The following is a 17,737-nucleotide window of genomic DNA, read 5'->3' as shown; positions in this document are numbered from 1 at the left end:
TAGGCATCGAGCCCGGCGGCGCCGTCGTTTTCCGCCCCGACGCGCGCCTCCCCCCCCCCCCCCCCCCCCCCCCCCCCCCCCCGTTCTCCCCCCCCCCCCCCCCCCCCCCCCCCTCCCCCCCCTTCCCCCCCCCCCCGCCCCCCCCCCCCCCCCGCCCCCCCCCCCCCTGCCCGGAGGGCGACCCGCCCCGCGCCCCGTCTACTGGCCGCGCAGGCTGCGTACGTCCAGGTGGCGCAGGACCCGGTCGACGATCTCCGGATCGGCGCCGGGTTCGCTGCGTGCGGACAGCACCTCGTGGCGGGCGGCCGACATCATCTCCCGCTGGATCCGCTGGACGTCCCGGATCCGCTCCACCCGCTTCGCGTACGCCTCGCGCCGCTCCTCGTCGACCATGTCGGGGCTGATCCTCGCCCCCACGTCGTAGGCCCGGCGGTGGAGGACCTCCAGCAGGTCCTCGGGGAGGTCCTCCTCGTCCTCGATCTCCTTCAGCCGCCGCTTGGCGGCCTTCGCGGCGCGGATCGCGAGGCGCCGCTCGGTCTCCCGTTCCGCGTCGGTGTCCGCCTCCACCCCCAGCCGCCGCACCAGCCACGGCAGGGTCAGCCCCTGGAGCACCAGGGTCGTCATGATCACGGCGAAGGCGATGAAGACGATCTGGTCCCGCACGGGGAACGGCTCCCCGCCGTCGGTACGGAACGGAATGGCCAGCGCCAGCGCCACCGAGGCCACCCCGCGCATCCCGGACCACCACATCACCACCGACTCCCGCCAGCTCAGCGGGATCTCCTCGTCGTAGTCGCGGCGCTTGTGCAGCCGTTTGGCCAGCCATCCGGCCGGCAGCAGCCACACCAGCCGTACGCCGATCACCACCGCGACGACCGCCGCCGCCCACCCGGCCATCTCCCACTCGCGGCCGTGAGCGGTGCCGAACACGTTGTGGAGCTCCAGCCCGATCAGCCCGAACGCCACGCCCGTGACGAGTACGTCGACGACCTCCCAGAACGTGTGCCCGGCGAGGCGCCCGAGGACGTCGTCGGCGTCGCTCGCGTACTCGGCGAGGAACAGCGCGGTGGTCAGCACGGCCAGCACCCCCGACCCGTGGAGCTCCTCCGCCACCACGTACGAGACGAACGGCACCAGCAGCGTGAGGCCGATCTGGAGCGTCGCGTCGCCGAGCCGCCCCATGAGCCGGTGCGTGACCCAGCCGAGCGCCAGCCCGACCGCCACGGCGACCACGGCGGACAGTACGAACTCGCCGAGCGCGGCCGGCCAGGAGAAGCTGCCGCTGACGGCGGCGGCGATGGCGACGTGGTACAGCACGATGGCGGTGACGTCGTTGAACAGGCCCTCGCCCTCAAGGATCGACACCAGCCGGCGGGGCAGCCCGAGCGAACCGGCGACCGCGGTGGCGGCGACGGGGTCGGGCGGGGCGACGAGCGCGCCGAGCGCGACGGCCGCGGCGATCGGCAGCCCGGGCACGACGGCGTGCGCGACGGCGGCCACGGCGGCGGTGGTCACGAAGACCAGGGCGACGGCCAGCAGGAGGATGGGCCGTACGTTGGCGGCGAACTGCCGCCAGGAGGTCCGCTGCGCGGAGGCGTAGAGCAGCGGGGGCAGCACGAGCGGGAGGATGTACTCGGGCGGGATGTCGACGTTCGGCACGGCCGGCACCAGCGCGAGCGCCACCCCGGCGATGGTCATCAGGACCGGCGCGGGCAGCCCCAGCCGGTCCCCGAGCGGAACGGTGACCACGGCTCCGAGCAACAGCACGAACAGCAGAGCAAGCTGATCCACTCCCCCACCCTGCCAGGCCGCTGCGCTCGGCTTGTTGCAGCGAGTCCCCCGCGGCTGCGTGTCGGGGCTCCGCCCCCGCACCCCGCCCCCGCACCCCGCCCCCGCACCCCGCCGGCGCTCCGCGCCCGCGCCTCAAACGCCGGCGGGGCTGGATCTTGGCTGATGCCGCCTCGGAACCGGCCCCGGCGTCCTTTGAGGCGCGGGATCCCGGGCGGAGCCCCAGGGGTGGCCGGGCTACGGCAAGGGGCGTCGCATCGCGCGGTGCGCGATGCCCGCCTCCTCGAACTCCGGGCCGTAGGCCTCGTAGCCCAGCCGCTCGTAGAAGCCCAGCGCGTGCGTCTGCGCGCCCAGGTCTACGGCCGAGAGGCCCAGCACCGCGGCCTGCGCCTCGATCGCCCGGACCAGCGCGACCCCCACGCCGAGCCCGCGCGCGGCCTTGCGCACCGCCAGCCGGCCCAGCGAGCCGACGTCCTCGGAGCCCGTCTTGCCCAGCGCGGCGGCGCCGTGCAGCAGCCGCCCGGTGCCCAGCGGCTCCCCGTCGGGCCCGACGGCCAGCACGTGCACCGCGCCCGCGTCGTACGCGTCGTACTCGATCGACTCCGGCACCGACTGCTCGACCACGAACACCTCGGTCCGCACCGCGAAGCACGCCGCCATGTCGGCCTCCGAGGCGGCGACCCGGATCTCGAAGCCGACGGCCGTCACTCGCTCTCCGCCCGGATCACGTCCAGCGCGTGCTGCAGGTCGGCCGGGTAGGTGCTCTCGAACTCCACCCACTGCCCGTCCGAGGGGTGCTCGAAGCCGAGGCGCACGGCGTGCAGCCACTGGCGGGTCAGCCCCAGCCGCTTGGCCACCGTCGGGTCGGCGCCGTAGGTGAGGTCGCCGACGCAGGGGTGCCGGTGCGCGGACATGTGCACGCGGATCTGGTGCGTGCGCCCGGTCTCCAGCTTGATGTCCAGCAGCGAGGCCGCGCGGAAGGCCTCGATCAGGTCGTAGTGCGTGACGGAGGGCTTGCCCTCCTGGGTCACGGCCCACTTGTAGTCGGCGCTGGGGTGCCGCCCGATCGGCGCGTCGATCGTGCCGCTCATCGGGTCCGGGTGCCCCTGCACCAGCGCGTGGTAGCGCTTGTCCACGACCCGCTCGCGGAACTGGTTCTTCAGCGAGGTGTACGCGCGCTCCGACTTCGCGACCGCCATCAGACCGGAGGTGCCGACGTCGAGGCGGTGCACGATGCCCTGGCGCTCGGCCGCGCCGGAGGTGGAGATCCGGTACCCGGCGGCGGCGAGGCCGCCGATGACGGTGGTGCCGGTCCAGCCGGGGCTCGGGTGGGCGGCCACGCCCACCGGCTTCATGATGACGACGATGTCGTCGTCGTCATGGACGATCTCCATGCCGGGAACGGGCTCGGCCACGATCTCGACCGGCCGCGGCGGCGCGGGCATCTCGACTTCGAGCCAGGCGCCACCGTGCACGCGCTCGGACTTCCCGACGACGCTGCCGTCGACCGACACCTTCCCCTCGGCCGCCAGCTCGGCCGCCTTCGTCCGGGAGAAACCGAACATACGGGCAATGGCGGCGTCGACGCGCTCGCCCTCAAGGCCATCGGGAACGGGCAGGGTGCGGATCTCGGGAATCGTACTCACCTGTCGAGTATGCAGGACTCGACAGAGGACCATTCCCGCGATCAGTCCTTGTGGACGGTGCCGTCCGGGTCCAGACCCCTGAAGGACAGCAGGACGATCAGGATCCCGCCGCACACGATCGCCGAGTCCGCGAGGTTGAAGACCGCGAAGTGGGCGGGCGCGATGAAGTCGACGACCGCCCCCCGGAACACGCCCGGCGAACGGAAGATCCGGTCGGTCAGATTGCCCAGCGCACCGCCCAGCAGCAGGCCCAGCGCGATCGCCCACGGCAGGCTGTACAGCTTGCGGGCCAGCCGGACGATCACGACGATCACGGTGGCCGCGATGCAGGTGAAGAGGATCGTGAAGGCCTCGCCGAAGCCGAAGGCGGCGCCCGGGTTGCGGACGAACTCGAACTTCAGCAGCGTCCCGATGACCTCGATCGGCGGCTGGTGCTCCAGCTTCGCGACGACCAGCATCTTGCTGCCGAGGTCGAGCAGGTACGCGAGGACCGCCACGACGAGCAGGGCCGCGATCCGCCGCCGCCCCTTGGGCTCGGCGGACTCGGGCTGGGCGTCGTCGTCCCCGACCTCCGGCGTACCGATGATGCGCTCCGCCTCTGTCACGTGAGTCCCTCGAACTAGCTCCAACCAGGCTGACGAGACACGAGGGTACGTCAGGGCACCCGCGGCCCGCCCGCCTGCCCGGCGTACGCCGGGTCCCGCCCGGTTCCGCCCGGTCCGGCCCGGGCGGGCCTCAGTGGCGGCGCTCCTGCTTCTGCTTGCAGTCCACGCACAGGGTGGCCCGCGGGAAGGCCTGCATCCTGGCCTTGCCGATGGGCTGGCCGCAGTTCTCGCAGATCCCGTAGGTGCCCGCCTCCAGGCGTTCCAGGGCCCTCTCCGTCTGCTCCAGCATCGAGGTGGCGTTCGCCGCGAGCGCCAGCTCGGACTCCCGGGTGATGTTCTTGGTGCCCGTATCGGCCTGGTCGTCGCCCGCGCCGTCGCCCGAGTCCCGCATCAGGCCCGAGATCGCCACCTCCGAGGCGTCGAGCTCGGCGCGCAGGCGCAGCACCTCGCTCATCAGCTCGCTGCGGGCCTCGTCGACCTCGCCTTGCGTCCACGGGTCCTCGCCGGGCCGTACGGCCAGCTCACCCGGCGTGGTGGCCGCCGTGGGGCGCGTCTTGGGCAGCCCGCTGGTGGCGGCCGCAGCCGTCTTCCTGGCCGTGCCGGTGCTCTTCTTGGCAACCACTGTGCGGGCTCCCGTCTCGTGCGCGGCCTGCGCCGCCCCCTCGGCCGCGGCCGGTTTGGCCGTGGCCTTCCTCGCGGCCGTCTTCTTGACGGCGGTCGCCTTCTTGGCCGGCGCCTTCTTGGCCGGAGCCGTCTTGGCCGGAGCCGTCTTCGCAGCAGCCTTCTCGGCGGCGGCCTTCTTGGCCGGTGCCTTCTTCGCAGGCGCCTTCGCGGGCGCCTTCGCGGGCGCCTTCTTCGCGGCCGTTCTGCCGGCGGCGGCGGTGACCGTCCCGGCCGGAGCCGCGTCCTCGGCCGCCGCGACCTTCCCGGCGGCCTTCTTGGCAGTACTAGTACTCCCGGCGGTCTTCTTCGCCACCATGGCCGCGGCCCCTTCACATACTGTGATCATTGCTCGCGAATCGTGCCGGAACGATAAATCGGCTCCAGCCCCGCGGCAACGGGGCACGCGTCCATCGAGGTCAACCTGCATCCGTTGTGCCCATCAGGAGCCCCGGTAATCCGCCCCTCCGGCCCCACGGGGCTCCGGACCGGCACATCGGCCCATTCGGGTCACGCCGACGCCCCTGGCCGCTCCCCCGCGCCACACCCCCTGAACCGGTCTGCCGACCGCACCCCGGCCCCGTACACTTGGGCCCAGCGAGAGGCATGGACGGGGACGAGTAGCGTCGGACGCAGCCAGGAGCGACCCGGGGACGGTGAGAGCCCGGGGGCGAGCGCGATGTGAAGGATCACCCCTGAGCCGCCGGAAGAAAGCCGTACGGATCCCGCCCGGATCCCCGTACGGCGAGTAGAACCGGCTTCGCACCCCAATGAGGGGGCCGCCGGACCCGTCCGGAGGCCAAGGAGGGTGGTACCGCGGGAGCAGCCAAGGCGCTCTCGTCCCTCCGGACGGAAGTGACATCCCGCCGGAGGAAGAGTTCAGCCTCATGACCACACCGCCGCAGTACCGCCCGGTACCCGCCCAGGTCGACCTGCCTGCCCTTGAGCACGCCGTCCTCGACTTCTGGCGCGAGAGCAAGACCTTCGCCAAGACCCTGGAGCAGTCCGAGGGCCGCCCCGAGTGGGTCTTCTACGAGGGCCCGCCCACCGCGAACGGCATGCCCGGCGCGCACCACATCGAGGCCCGCGTCTTCAAGGACGTCTTCCCCCGGTTCCGCACCATGCGCGGCTACCACGTGGCCCGCAAGGCCGGCTGGGACTGCCACGGCCTGCCCGTCGAGCTGGCCGTCGAGAAGGAACTCGGCTTCAACGGCAAGCAGGACATCGAGGCGTACGGCATCGCCGAGTTCAATGCCAAGTGCCGCGAGTCCGTGACCCGCCACACCGACGCGTTCACCGAGCTCACGACCCGGATGGGCTACTGGGTCGACTTGGACGACGCCTACCGGACCATGGACCCCGAGTACGTCGAGTCCGTGTGGTGGTCGCTGAAGGAGATCTTCAACAAGGGCCTGCTCACCCAGGACCACCGCGTCGCCCCCTGGTGCCCGCGCTGCGGCACCGGCCTCTCGGACCACGAGCTGGCCCAGGGCTACGAGACGGTCGTCGACCCCTCGGTCTTCGTCCGCTTCCCGCTGACGAGCGGCCCGCTGGCCGGTCAGGCCGCCCTCCTGGTGTGGACGACCACCCCCTGGACCCTGGTCTCCAACACCGCCGTGGCCGCGCACCCGGACGTCACGTACGTGGTCGCGACGAACGGTGAGGAGAAGCTGGTCGTCGCCCAGCCGCTGCTGGAGAAGGCCCTCGGCGAGGGCTGGGAGGCCACCGGCGAGACCTTCACGGGCAAGGAGATGGAGCGCTGGACCTACCAGCGCCCCTTCGAGCTGGTGGAGTTCCCGGCCGAGGCCCACTACGTGGTCAACGCCGAGTACGTCACGACCGAGGACGGTACCGGTCTGGTCCACCAGTCCCCCGCTTTCGGCGCCGACGACCTCGCGGTCTGCCGCGCGTACGGCCTGCCCGTCGTGAACCCGGTCCGCCCCGACGGCACCTTCGAGGAGGACGTCCCGCTGGTCGGCGGCGTCTTCTTCAAGAAGGCCGACGAGAAGCTGACCGCCGACCTCGACGCGCGCGGCCTGCTCTTCAAGCACATCGCCTACGAGCACAGCTACCCGCACTGCTGGCGCTGCCACACGGCCCTGCTGTACTACGCGCAGCCGTCCTGGTACATCCGCACCACCGCCGTCAAGGACGCGATGCTGCGGGAGAACGAGAAGACGAACTGGTTCCCGGACTCGGTCAAGCAGGGCCGCTTCGGCGACTGGCTCAACAACAACATCGACTGGGCGCTCTCCCGCAACCGCTACTGGGGCACGCCGCTGCCGATCTGGCGCTGCGAGGAGGACCACCTCACCTGCGTCGGCTCCCGTGCCGAGCTGAGCGAGCTGTCCGGCCAGGACCACTCGAACCTGGACCCGCACCGCCCGTACATCGACGACGTCACCTTCACCTGCACGCACGAGGGCTGCTCCCTCGAAGCGGTCCGCGTGCCGGAGGTCATCGACGCCTGGTACGACTCGGGCTCGATGCCGTTCGCGCAGTGGGGCTACCCGTACAAGAACAAGGAGATCTTCGAGAAGCGCTACCCGGCGCAGTTCATCTCGGAGGCCATCGACCAGACGCGCGGGTGGTTCTACACGCTGATGGCGGTCGGCACCCTCGTCTTCGACAAGTCCTCCTACGAGAACGTGGTCTGCCTGGGCCACATCCTCGCCGAGGACGGCCGCAAGATGTCCAAGCACCTGGGCAACATCCTCCAGCCGATCCCGCTCATGGACCAGCACGGCGCCGACGCGGTGCGCTGGTTCATGGCGGCCGGCGGCTCGCCGTGGGCGGCGCGGCGCGTCGGTCACGGCACGATCCAGGAGGTCGTGCGCAAGACGCTCCTCACGTACTGGAACACGGTCGCCTTCCAGGCGCTGTACGCCCGTACCTCGAACTGGGCCCCGTCCGCGTCCGACCCGGCGCCGGCGGACCGCACGGTCCTGGACCGCTGGCTCCTCTCCGAGCTCCACACCCTCACCACCGAGGTCACGGAGGCGATGGAGGCGTACGACACCCAGCGCGCCGGCAAGCTGCTCTCCTCCTTCGTGGACGACCTCTCCAACTGGTACGTCCGCCGCTCGCGCCGCCGCTTCTGGCAGGGCGACGCGGCCGCGCTGCGCACCCTGCACGAGGTCGTGGAGACGGTCACCCGCCTGCTGGCCCCCCTGACCCCCTTCATCACGGAGCGGGTCTGGCAGGACATGATCGTCCCGGTCACCCCGGAGGCCCCGGAGTCGGTGCACCTGTCGACCTGGCCGGTCGCGGACGCGTCCGCGATCGACCCGGCGCTGTCGCAGCAGATGCTGCTGGTACGCCGCCTCGTGGAGCTGGGCCGGGCGACGCGCGCGGAGTCGGGCGTCAAGACCCGCCAGCCGCTGTCGCGGGCGCTGGTCGGTGCGGTCGGGTTCGACTCGTTGTCCGCCGACCTCCAGGCCCAGATCACTGAGGAGCTGAACGTCTCGTCCCTGGCCTCGCTGTCCGAGGTCGGCGGGTCCCTGGTGGACACGACCGCCAAGGCGAACTTCCGCGCGCTGGGCAAGCGCTTCGGCAAGGGCGTCCAGGACGTCGCGAAGGCGGTGGCGGCGGCCGACGCGGCGGCGCTGTCGCTGGCCCTGCGCTCGGGCGAGGCCACGGTGGAGGTGAACGGCGAGCAGGTGGCCCTCACCCCGGAGGAGGTCATCATCACGGAGACCCCGCGCGAGGGCTGGTCCGTCGCCTCGGACTCCGGCGCGACGGTCGCCCTGGACCTGGAGATCACCCCGGAGCTTCGGCTCGCGGGCCTGGCGCGTGACGCGATCCGCCTGATCCAGGAGGCCCGGAAGAACTCCGGCCTGGACGTGGCGGACCGGATCGCCCTGCGGTGGTCCTCCTCGGACCCGGAGGTCGTGACGGCCCTGACCGACCACGCGGCCCTGATCGGGGACGAGGTCCTGGCGACCGACTATGCCTCCGGCGAGGCCGACGCCGCGTACGGCGACCCGTTCACGGACGAGTCCCTCGCCCTGACGTTCCGCCTCCGCAAGGCGTAACCCGGCCCCGAGCGGCCCGTACCCCTCCTTCCCCGGGGGGATACGGGCCGCTTCGCGTTTCCCCGCGTCTCGAACATCAGCCAGATCCAGCCCCGCCGGCGTTTGCGGCGCGGGGTCCGGGGCGGAGCCCCGCAGCGGAGCCGCGCCCGGCAAGCGAAACGGGCCGGGCCCGGTACCCCCGTGGGGGAACCGGGCCCGGCCCGTGACTGCCGACTGCGCGGCGGCGCTTAGTTGTCGTCCTCGTCGATCAGGAAGCCCCGCATGGGAGACGGCGCCTGCTGCATCGGCTGCGGAGCAGCCGGCCGCACCGGAGCCATCGGCTGGGTCATCGCCGGGGACATCTGCTGCTGGCCACCGTAGGACGGGGCCATCGGGGAGGGACCGCCCATGGGGGACGGGCCGCCCATCGAGGGGCCACCCATGGAGTGCCCCATCGCACCGGCCGGAGCCATCGACGGCGCCGGGGACGGCGGCAGCGCGGGACCGGCGGGGTTCCGCGGCGGGGCCAGGGAGTCGTCGGCCTGGGTCTCCAGCTGGCGCAGCTGCGACTCCAGGTAGGACTTCAGACGCGTACGGTACTCGCGCTCGAAGCCCCGCAGGTCCTCGACCTTGCGCTCCAGCGTGGCGCGAGCGGACTCCAGGGAGCCCATCGCGACGCGGTGCTTCTCCTGCGCGTCCCGCTCCAGCGCGTCGGCCTTGGCGCGGGCGTCCCGCTCCAGGCCCTCGGCGCGGCTGCGCGCCTCGCCGACGATCTTGTTGGCCTCGGAGCGGGCCTCCGCGATCGCCTGGTCTGCGGTCTGCTGCGCCAGCGACAGGACGCGGGCGGCGCTGTCGCCACCGGGGCCCTGCTGCGGGAGCTGCTGCTGGGGCTGGTGCATCTGCTGGCCCATCGGCTGCATCTGCTGACCCATCGGCTGCATCTGCTGGCCCATCGGCTGGCCGAGCGGGTTCTGGCCGCCCATGGACTGCTGCTGCATGGGCTGGCCCATACCCTGCTGTCCCATGCCCGGCTGACCCATGCCCTGCTGGCCCATGCCCTGCTGGCCGCCCATGTTGTGCTGCATGGGGCCGCCCATCTGGCCCGGACCCTGCGGACCGTGTCCACCGGGGCCGGCCGGGAGCTGCGGCTGGCCGCCGGGCAGCTGGGGCGGGCCCATCTGCGGCTGCTGCTGCTGCGGCGGGCCGGATATGGCCGCGGGCACGGGGGCGCCGGGGCCACGCTGGTCCTGGGGTTCCGGCTTGCGCATGCCCTGCTGCTGGTTCTGCGCGGCGGCACGCGTGGCGGCGGCCAGCTTGGCGCGCAGGTCCTCGTTCTCGCGCAGCAGGCGCGTCAGCTCGGACTCGACCTCGTCGAGGAAGGCATCGACCTCGTCCTCGTCATAGCCTTCTCGCAGGCGGACGGTCGTGAACTGCTTGTTCCGCACGTCCTCGGGAGTCAGCGGCATGTCTTCTTCACCTCTACGTAGTCGTCGGCAGTCGGCAAGACCGTATCGGGACTGTCCCCGCGCCTGCGGGGAAGCTCATCGTTCACACGCTTCTCGCAGCGGTGCTCACGAAACTGATGAGGATGTAAACGATGATCATCAGAACGAAGAAGGACAGGTCGAGTGCCACGCCCCCGAGACGCAACGGCGGGATGAGCCGCCGAAGAAGCTTGAGCGGTGGATCGGTGACAGTGTAGGTGGCCTCCAGAACGACCACCATCGCCTTGCCCGGTGTCCATGAACGTGCGAACTGGAACACGTAGTCCATGACCAACCGGAAGATCAGCACGATGAGGAAGCACATCAGCGCGATGTAGACAACCTGCAGTGCGACGCCCATCCCGCGCTTCCCTCTCCCCTGCTCCCGCTCTGTTCCCGGTCCCGTATCTGACGGATCGGTCTAGCTTTGGTTGAAGAACCCGCCCTCCGCGATGCGGGCCTTGTCCTCCGCCGTGACATCGACGTTAGCAGGCGACAGCAGGAACACCTTCTGTGTCACGCGTTCAATGCTGCCGTGCAGACCGAACACGAGTCCAGCGGCGAAGTCCACGAGACGCTTCGCGTCCGTGTCGTCCATCTCCGTGAGATTCATGATCACCGGAGTGCCCTCACGGAAGTGTTCCCCGATGGTACGGGCCTCGTTGTAGGTCCGGGGGTGCAGCGTCGTGATGCGGTACGGCTCCCGCTCGGAGACGACCTTGGGCATGATCACGGGGGCGTTCTTCTCCAGGTTCGAGCGTTCGGGTGTGATGGATGCCACGGGGGCGATTCGCGCAGGACGTCCGTTTTCTACCGGGATTGGGATAGGTTCCCGCTGCGCCGGCGGCTGTACAACTCGTACCGGTTCGTCCGTTACGGGCGTTTGGTGCGAGGCGGGTTGCTGTCGCCGACGCTCCCGCTCCGGCTCGGGCTCGGGCTCGAACTCGTCGTCGGGGTCGTACCCCGGGCTGTCGTACCGGTCGTCCTCCACGAGGCCGAGGTAGACCGCCATCTTGCGCATCGCGCCGGCCATTCTCTGAGTCCTCCGCTCTGTGGTGGATCGCCCTGTCGCAGGTGTGTCGCCGTGTCACGAATGTCACCAACTGCCCGCGATCCACGTGGTCTGCCCGCTGATCAGCGGTAATGACCATATTTTCTGCTGTGGTCCGACTTTCTTCGCGACGTTACCCGAGCCGGGGTCTCGCGCCGAGTACCGCAGTGCCGACGCGTACATGTGTCGCACCGGCCGCAACGGCCTGTTCCAGGTCCGCGCTCATTCCGGCCGACACCATCGTGGCAGCCGGATGGTCCGCGCGCAGGCGGGATGACAATTCCACCAGCCGCTCGAAGGCGGCCTGTTCGCGTCCCGCGTAGAGCCCGGCCAGCGGGGCCACGGTCATGAGACCGTCGATCCGCAGTCCCGGCGCCCCGGCCACGAGGGCCGCCAACTCGTCGAGCTGTTCGGGTGCCGCGCCGCCCCGGGCCCCGCGCTCCCCCGACTCGGCGTCCAGTGCGATCTGCACGAGGCAGCCGAGCTCCCGCCCCGCGCCCTCGGCGGCCGCCGAGAGGGCGGTCACGAGCTTGGGCCGGTCGACCGACTGCACCACATGCGCGTATCCCGCCACGGAACGGACTTTGTTCGTCTGCAACTGACCGACGAAGTGCCAGCTGAGCGGCAGATCCGCGCAGGCCGCGGCCTTGGGAGCAGCGTCCTGGTCGCGATTTTCCGCAACATGACGGACCCCCAGGTCCGCCAGCAGTCGTACGTCGCTCGCCGGGTAGGTCTTGGTGACCACGATGAGGGTCACCTCCTCCCGCCCGCGCCCCGCGGCCGCGCACGCGGACGAGATACGTTCCTCCACCCGCGCGAGGTTCTCGGCGAGCTCGGCCTTACGGTCCGTCATGAATCAGTCCAACCAGATATATCCGGCGAGCCGCCCGGTCACCCGGTCGCGGCGGTACGAGAAGTGGTCCCGCGACTCCAGTGTGCAGACCGGGGAGCGACGGATGTTCACCACCCCCGCCTCCACCAGCTGCGCGTGCACCCCCGCGACCACGTCCACGGCCGGCGTCCCCCAGCTGGTCTCGGCGTGGGCGGCCGGCACCACCTCGGCGACCGCGTCCCGCATCGCGGCGGGCACTTCGTAGCAGTGCCCGCAGACCGCGGGTCCGGTACGGGCGACCATGCGCGCGGGCTCGGCCCCGAGCGAGACCATCGCCTCGACGGCGGCGGTGACGACTCCGGCGACCAGCCCGGGCCGCCCGGCGTGGGCGGCCGCCGCGACACCGGCGACGGGGTCGGCCAGCAGGACGGGCGTGCAGTCGGCGGTGAGGACCGCGAGCGCGAGCCCCCGACGGGTGGTCACCACCGCGTCGACGGACGGAATGTCCTGGTCCGGGCCCCAGGGCCCGTCGACCACGGCCACGTCCCGGCCGTGCACCTGGTTCATCCAGACCACCCGGTCCGGCTCGATGCCCAGGGACTTCGCCGCGGCGGCCCGGTTCGCGCGAACGGCGGCCGGGTCGTCTCCGACCGCGCCGCCGAGATTGAGCTCCTCGTACGGAACGGCGCTCACCCCGCCCCACCGGTCGGTGAAGGCGAAGTGGGCGCCGCTCTCGCTGTGCTGCTCCAGCGTCACTTCAAGAAGTCCGGGACATCCAGCTCTTCGGCCGGGCTGTCCTGGTACGGCCGGGCCGTCGGGACCTGCGGCGCGGGGGCCACGGCCTCCACCGGGGCCGCCTCGACCGGAGCCGGGGGCTCCTCGCGCGGGGTGACCGAGCCGAGTCCGCCGAACGCCGGGCGGACCGGGTCGGCGGCGCGGACCGGCGCGGGGGCCGGCTCCTCGCGCTTGGACGCGGCACCGATGACGTTGTCCCGGCGGGCCGGGGGCTGTCCGCCGTCGAAGCCGGCCGCGATCACGGTGACCCGTACCTCGTCGCCGAGCGCGTCGTCGATGACGGCGCCGAAGATGATGTTCGCCTCGGGGTGCGCGGCCTCGCTCACCAGCTGCGCGGCCTCGTTGATCTCGAAGAGACCGAGGTCCGAGCCACCGGAGATGGAGAGCAGCACGCCGCGGGCTCCGTCGATGGACGCCTCCAGCAGCGGCGAGGAGATCGCCATCTCGGCGGCGGCCACCGCGCGGTCGTCGCCGCGGGCCGAGCCGATGCCCATCAGGGCCGAGCCCGCCTCGGACATCACGGACTTGACGTCGGCGAAGTCGAGGTTGATCAGACCCGGGGTCGTGATGAGGTCGGTGATGCCCTGGACGCCCGAGAGCAGGACCTGGTCGGCCGACTTGAAGGCGTCGAGCACGCTGACCTGGCGGTCCGAGATGGACAGCAGTCGGTCGTTGGGGATGACGATGAGGGTGTCGACCTCTTCGCGGAGCTCGGCGATGCCGTCCTCCGCCTGGTTCGCGCGGCGCCGGCCCTCGAAGGTGAACGGGCGGGTGACCACACCGATCGTCAGGGCGCCGAGCGAGCGCGCGATGTTGGCGACGACGGGTGCGCCGCCGGTGCCGGTGCCGCCGCCTTCACCGGCGGTGACGAAGACCATGTCGGCCCCCTTGAGGACCTCCTCGATCTCCTCGCGGTGGTCCTCTGCCGCCTTGCGGCCGACGGCCGGGTTGGCTCCGGCGCCGAGGCCCCGGGTGAGTTCGCGGCCGACGTCGAGCTTGACGTCGGCGTCGCTCATCAACAGCGCCTGGGCGTCCGTGTTGATGGCGATGAACTCGACGCCCTTGAGACCGACCTCGATCATTCGGTTGATGGCATTGACACCACCGCCGCCGACACCGATGACCTTGATGACTGCGAGGTAGTTCTGCGGTGCTGCCACGTCGAAGGCCTCTCGCCTCGAGTTACGTGTCGCCGCCTCGCGGGCCTGCGTTGCGACGACTGATGCCGAAATTGGGACGGTCCGTACACGCCGACCCGAACCCTAACCCTGAAGTTTAGGGTTATGAGTGTGTCTGTTCCTTGGACTCTTCCGAACAGGACACTAAGTCGACAAGTAGCGCGTGTTCAACGAACACGCCGAACCTCCCGTTTTTCTTTTCACCCTATGTGATCACCCGTATCGCTGGCCAACCAGGGTGCGTCGCCGTTCGAGCGGACGTCAACTCCCGGACAACGAGGGGGCGGTGGGGACGCTCACGTCGAAGTGGTCAGCCTTGGGCGAGACCTTCAGGAGCGCGGTCAGTGCTCGGCCTTTCGCTTCGCTCTGCTCGCCGCTCCCCCAGACCACCGTTCGACCGCCGGTCAACTCCAGCATGACCGAGTCGTACGACCGCACCTTGACCTGCACGGTCTCCTTTGCGATCGCCTCGGGCAGGCCGCCCGCGACGCCGACGGCCTCGTGCAGCAGCCGCTCCTCGTCGAAGCGGCGGCCGCTCGGCGACTGAGCGGCGTTCAATTCGAGGACCGGAACACCGGCGGGTGCTTTCGCGACAGTGTCGAATCGCACACCCGATGCGTCCACTTCCACGAAGTTGGCGTCCTTTTTGATGAGCAGGACGGGTTTGCGTTCCGTCACCTTCAGTCCGATTCCGTGCGGCCAGGCCCGCACCACATCGACCGAATCGATGCGGGGCAGGCGGCCGCGGAGCCGGCTCTCGATCTCGTCGGTGTCCACGGACACCAGGGGCGCGCCGACGGGCACCGCGGCGGCCTCCAGCACCTGTTCCGGGGTGAGGACCTCGGTACCGGTGGCGGTCACCTTCTCGATCCGGAGCCAGGAGGAGCCGTAGAACACCCAGGTGACGCCGGCCGCCAGGAGCAGCGCGGCGGCGAGGCAGAGCACGAGGACGGGGCCCCGGCGCAGCCGTGTGCCACCGGGGCCTCGCGGGCCGGATCCCTTCGACGGCTTCGGGGGCTTGGAGGGCCGGGCGGAGCCGGGTCCCTTTCGGGCAGCCCCCGAGTTGCCGCGTTCCGCGGTCGTCGCTCCGGCCACTCCTGCCTCCTGCGTCAGTGCTTCCCGCCGCTGTGCTTTGCCACCTCAGCGGGTCCGGTGTGCTGCAATCGCCTCGTACACCATCGCGACCAGCAGCTCGTCGGCGTCCCGGCGGCCGAACTCACCGGCGGCGCGGGACATCTCGTACAGGCGGTGCGGGTCGGCGAGCACCGGGAGGACCTGGTCCAGCACCCACTGGGGCGTCAGTTCCGCGTCGTCCACGAGCAGGCCGCCGCCGGCCTTGACCACCGGCTGGGCGTTGAGCCGCTGTTCGCCGTTGCCGATCGGCAACGGGACGTAGGCGGCGGGGAGCCCGACGGCGGAGAGTTCGGCGACGGTCATCGCGCCCGCCCGGCACAGCATCATGTCGGCGGCGGCGTACGCGAGATCCATCCGGTCCACGTACGGTACCGGCACGTAGGGCGGCATCCCGGGCATGTTGTCGACACGCGGCAGTTCGTTCTTCGGCCCGACCGCGTGCAGGATCTGGATCCCGGAGCGCTGGAGGGTCGGCGCGACCTGCTGGATGGTCTCGTTGAGGCGGCGGGCGCCCTGCGAGCCGCCGGAGACCAGCAGGGTCGGCAGGTTGGGGTCGAGGCCGAAGGCGGCACGCGCCTCCGGGCGGACCGCGGCCCGGTCGAGGGTGGAGATGGAGCGCCGCAGCGGGATGCCGACGTAGCGGGCGCCCCGCAGCTTGCTGTCGGGGGTGGAGACCGCGACGGCGTGCGCGTACCGGGAGCCGATCTTGTTGGCCAGTCCGGGCCGGGCGTTGGCCTCGTGGACGATGATCGGCACCCCGAGGCGCTTGGCGGCCAGGTAGCCGGGCAGGGCCACGTAGCCGCCGAAGCCGACGACGCAGTCGGCCTTGGTGCGCAGGAGGATCTCCTCCGCGGCCTTGATGGTGCCGCGCAGCCGTCCGGGGACGGTGATCAGCTCGGGTGTGGGTTTACGGGGCAGCGGTACGGCGGGGATCAGTCCCAGCTCATAGCCGCGCTCCGGCACCAGGCGGGTTTCGAGTCCGCGTTCCGTGCCGAGGGCGGTGATGCCCACGGAAGGGTCCTGCCTGCGCAGGGCGTCCGCGAGGGCGAGCGCCGGCTCGATGTGGCCGGCGGTCCCCCCACCGGCGAGTACGACATGCACCGAAATTCACCGCTCTCCGGACGGACGCCTCTTGACGCGCCGTCTCATCGACTTCCATCTCTGCCCGGCCCGCGGCCGCCGGTTCTTCGGCCGCCGCATCGCGAGCGCCGCGCGCGCGGCGGGCTCCTCCCGCGCGAAGGCGATGAGCAGTCCGACCGCGAACATGGTCGGCAGCAGGGCTGACCCTCCGTAGGAGAACAGCGGGAGCGGGACCCCGGCGATCGGCAGCAGACCGAGCACCGCACCGATGTTGATCACGGCCTGCGCCGTGATCCAGGTGGTCACGCCTCCCGCGGCATACCGTACGAAGGGGTCCTCCGTGCGTCCGGCCACGCGGATACCCGCATAGCCTAGGGCCGCGAACAGGGCGAGCACCGACAGCGTCCCCGCCAGACCCAGTTCCTCGCCGGTGATGGCGAAGATGAAGTCGGTGTGGGCCTCTGGCAGTTGCCCCCATTTTTCCACACTGGCACCCAAACCGGAACCGAACCATCCGCCGGAAGCCAGCGCATAGATTCCGTGGACCGCCTGCCAGCACAGGTCGTTCCTGCCCGGTTCGGTCGCTCCGATGCACGCGAGCCGGTCCATGCGGTGCGGACTGGTCTTGATGAGCAGTGCGACGATCGCACCCGCGAAGGCCAGCACCCCCACGAACATCCGCGTCGGCGCTCCCGCCAGCCACAACAGGCCGAACAGGATGGCCCCGAGGATCATCGCGGTGCCCATGTCCCCGCCGAGCATGATGAGCCCGAGCAGCACGAAGGCGACCGGGACCAGCGGGACCAGCAGGTGCTTCCACTGGCTCAGCAGGCCCTTGTCGCCCTTGCGTGCCAGCAGGTCGGCGCCCCACAGGATCAGGGCGAGCTTGCCGAACTCACTGGGCTGGAGCATGAACGGACCGCCAAGGGAGATCCAATTCTGGTTGCCGTTGATCGCCACCCCTATCCCGGGGACCTGGACCAGGACCATCAGGAAGAGCGTGCCCGCGAGTACGGGATAGGACAGCGCCCGGTGCAGCTTGACGGGCATCCGGGAGGCGCCCAGCAGCAGTCCGGTGCCGATCAGGGCGGCCAGGAACTGCTTCTTGAAGAAGTACGCGTCGCCCAGGCCGAGCTGGAGCGCCTTGATCATGGAGGCCGAGTAGACCATCACCAGGCCGAGCACGGTGATGAGCAGCGAGCTGCCGAAGATCAGGTAATACGCCGTGAGCGGCCGGTCCCAGGCCCGGCGCAACTGCGTCTGCGTACGCCGGAGCCGCTCCAGCGGCCCGCGCCCCGAGGGCCGCTTCCCGCCCGCCGCCGGGCGCTTGCGGCCCTGCGGCCTGACGGCCTTCACGGCGGACGGCCGCCGACCCGGCAGCACTTGCCTGTCCGGCATCTGTGTCTTCCCCTCCACTCGTACGCGGCGAGCAGCCGGTCGGTCGGAGGGAATCCGCCCTGGGATCGACCGA

General features: G+C 71.1%; 15 protein-coding genes. 1 reads left to right on the top strand and 14 read right to left on the bottom strand.

Annotated elements, in window-relative coordinates:
• Positions 1-198: 198 nt before the first annotated feature.
• The 5 genes from ACZ7GJ_RS18175 to ACZ7GJ_RS18155 form a co-directional block, all read right to left on the bottom strand.
• The gene (locus ACZ7GJ_RS18175) at positions 199-1,791 is read right to left on the bottom strand and encodes a Na+/H+ antiporter (RefSeq protein ID WP_470752809.1); all 1,593 of its coding nucleotides are present in this window, start codon (positions 1,789-1,791) and stop codon (positions 199-201) included.
• A 234-nt stretch (positions 1,792-2,025) separates the two neighbouring features.
• Positions 2,026-2,448 (bottom strand): GNAT family N-acetyltransferase, encoded by a 423-nt coding sequence (locus tag ACZ7GJ_RS18170; RefSeq protein WP_470752831.1) that lies wholly within the window; start codon positions 2,446-2,448, stop codon positions 2,026-2,028.
• 44 nt (positions 2,449-2,492) lie between these two features.
• Entirely contained in the window at positions 2,493-3,434 is a 942-nt protein-coding gene (locus tag ACZ7GJ_RS18165) for an RluA family pseudouridine synthase (protein ID WP_470752806.1), read from the bottom strand.
• Between the two features lie 41 nt (positions 3,435-3,475).
• Complete coding sequence (lspA, locus tag ACZ7GJ_RS18160) at positions 3,476-4,039, bottom strand: signal peptidase II (protein ID WP_365917367.1); 564 nt, start codon at positions 4,037-4,039, stop codon at positions 3,476-3,478.
• A gap of 130 nt (positions 4,040-4,169) precedes the next feature.
• Positions 4,170-5,018 (bottom strand): TraR/DksA family transcriptional regulator, encoded by an 849-nt coding sequence (locus ACZ7GJ_RS18155; RefSeq protein WP_470752803.1) that lies wholly within the window; start codon positions 5,016-5,018, stop codon positions 4,170-4,172.
• 568 nt (positions 5,019-5,586) lie between these two features.
• Between ACZ7GJ_RS18155 and ileS the strand changes: the two genes are divergently transcribed.
• The gene (gene ileS / locus ACZ7GJ_RS18150) at positions 5,587-8,733 is read left to right on the top strand and encodes an isoleucine--tRNA ligase (RefSeq protein WP_470752800.1); all 3,147 of its coding nucleotides are present in this window, start codon (positions 5,587-5,589) and stop codon (positions 8,731-8,733) included.
• A gap of 227 nt (positions 8,734-8,960) precedes the next feature.
• On the opposite strand, the gene ACZ7GJ_RS18145 is transcribed toward ileS, so the two are convergent.
• The 9 genes from ACZ7GJ_RS18145 to ftsW all read right to left on the bottom strand — a co-directional run bounded on the left by ACZ7GJ_RS18145 (position 8,961) and on the right by ftsW (position 17,664).
• A complete protein-coding gene (locus ACZ7GJ_RS18145) occupies positions 8,961-10,178 on the bottom strand; it encodes a DivIVA domain-containing protein (protein WP_470752798.1) in 1,218 nt (405 codons plus the stop codon).
• An 82-nt stretch (positions 10,179-10,260) separates the two neighbouring features.
• Positions 10,261-10,557, bottom strand: coding sequence for a YggT family protein (locus ACZ7GJ_RS18140; protein ID WP_112450285.1), 297 nt, complete (start codon positions 10,555-10,557; stop codon positions 10,261-10,263).
• A gap of 60 nt (positions 10,558-10,617) precedes the next feature.
• Positions 10,618-11,229: a cell division protein SepF gene (locus tag ACZ7GJ_RS18135; RefSeq protein ID WP_470752793.1), complete on the bottom strand. Its 612-nt coding sequence runs from the start codon at positions 11,227-11,229 to the stop codon at positions 10,618-10,620.
• Positions 11,230-11,380: 151 nt separating this feature from the next.
• Positions 11,381-12,100, bottom strand: a complete 720-nt coding sequence (locus ACZ7GJ_RS18130) for a YggS family pyridoxal phosphate-dependent enzyme (protein WP_470752791.1) — start codon at positions 12,098-12,100, stop codon at positions 11,381-11,383.
• A gap of 3 nt (positions 12,101-12,103) precedes the next feature.
• Positions 12,104-12,835 carry a peptidoglycan editing factor PgeF gene (pgeF, locus tag ACZ7GJ_RS18125; protein WP_470752788.1) on the bottom strand — a complete coding sequence of 244 codons (732 nt, stop codon included), beginning with the start codon at positions 12,833-12,835 and terminating at the stop codon, positions 12,104-12,106.
• Positions 12,832-14,034, bottom strand: coding sequence for a cell division protein FtsZ (gene ftsZ, locus ACZ7GJ_RS18120; protein ID WP_365917360.1), 1,203 nt, complete (start codon positions 14,032-14,034; stop codon positions 12,832-12,834). The genes pgeF and ftsZ overlap by 4 nt, the downstream gene beginning before the upstream one ends.
• 279 nt (positions 14,035-14,313) lie before the next feature.
• Complete coding sequence (locus ACZ7GJ_RS18115; RefSeq protein WP_470752785.1) at positions 14,314-15,147, bottom strand: cell division protein FtsQ/DivIB; 834 nt, start codon at positions 15,145-15,147, stop codon at positions 14,314-14,316.
• Positions 15,148-15,192: 45 nt separating this feature from the next.
• Positions 15,193-16,287 (bottom strand): undecaprenyldiphospho-muramoylpentapeptide beta-N-acetylglucosaminyltransferase, encoded by a 1,095-nt coding sequence (gene murG, locus ACZ7GJ_RS18110; RefSeq protein ID WP_470752782.1) that lies wholly within the window; start codon positions 16,285-16,287, stop codon positions 15,193-15,195.
• 6 nt (positions 16,288-16,293) lie between these two features.
• The gene (ftsW, locus tag ACZ7GJ_RS18105) at positions 16,294-17,664 is read right to left on the bottom strand and encodes a putative lipid II flippase FtsW (RefSeq protein WP_470752780.1); all 1,371 of its coding nucleotides are present in this window, start codon (positions 17,662-17,664) and stop codon (positions 16,294-16,296) included.
• Positions 17,665-17,737 lie beyond the last annotated feature (73 nt).

The sequence above is a fragment of the Streptomyces sp. NPDC037242 genome, from assembly GCF_055604165.1.
This window is presented reverse-complemented; position numbering and strand designations above follow the sequence as displayed.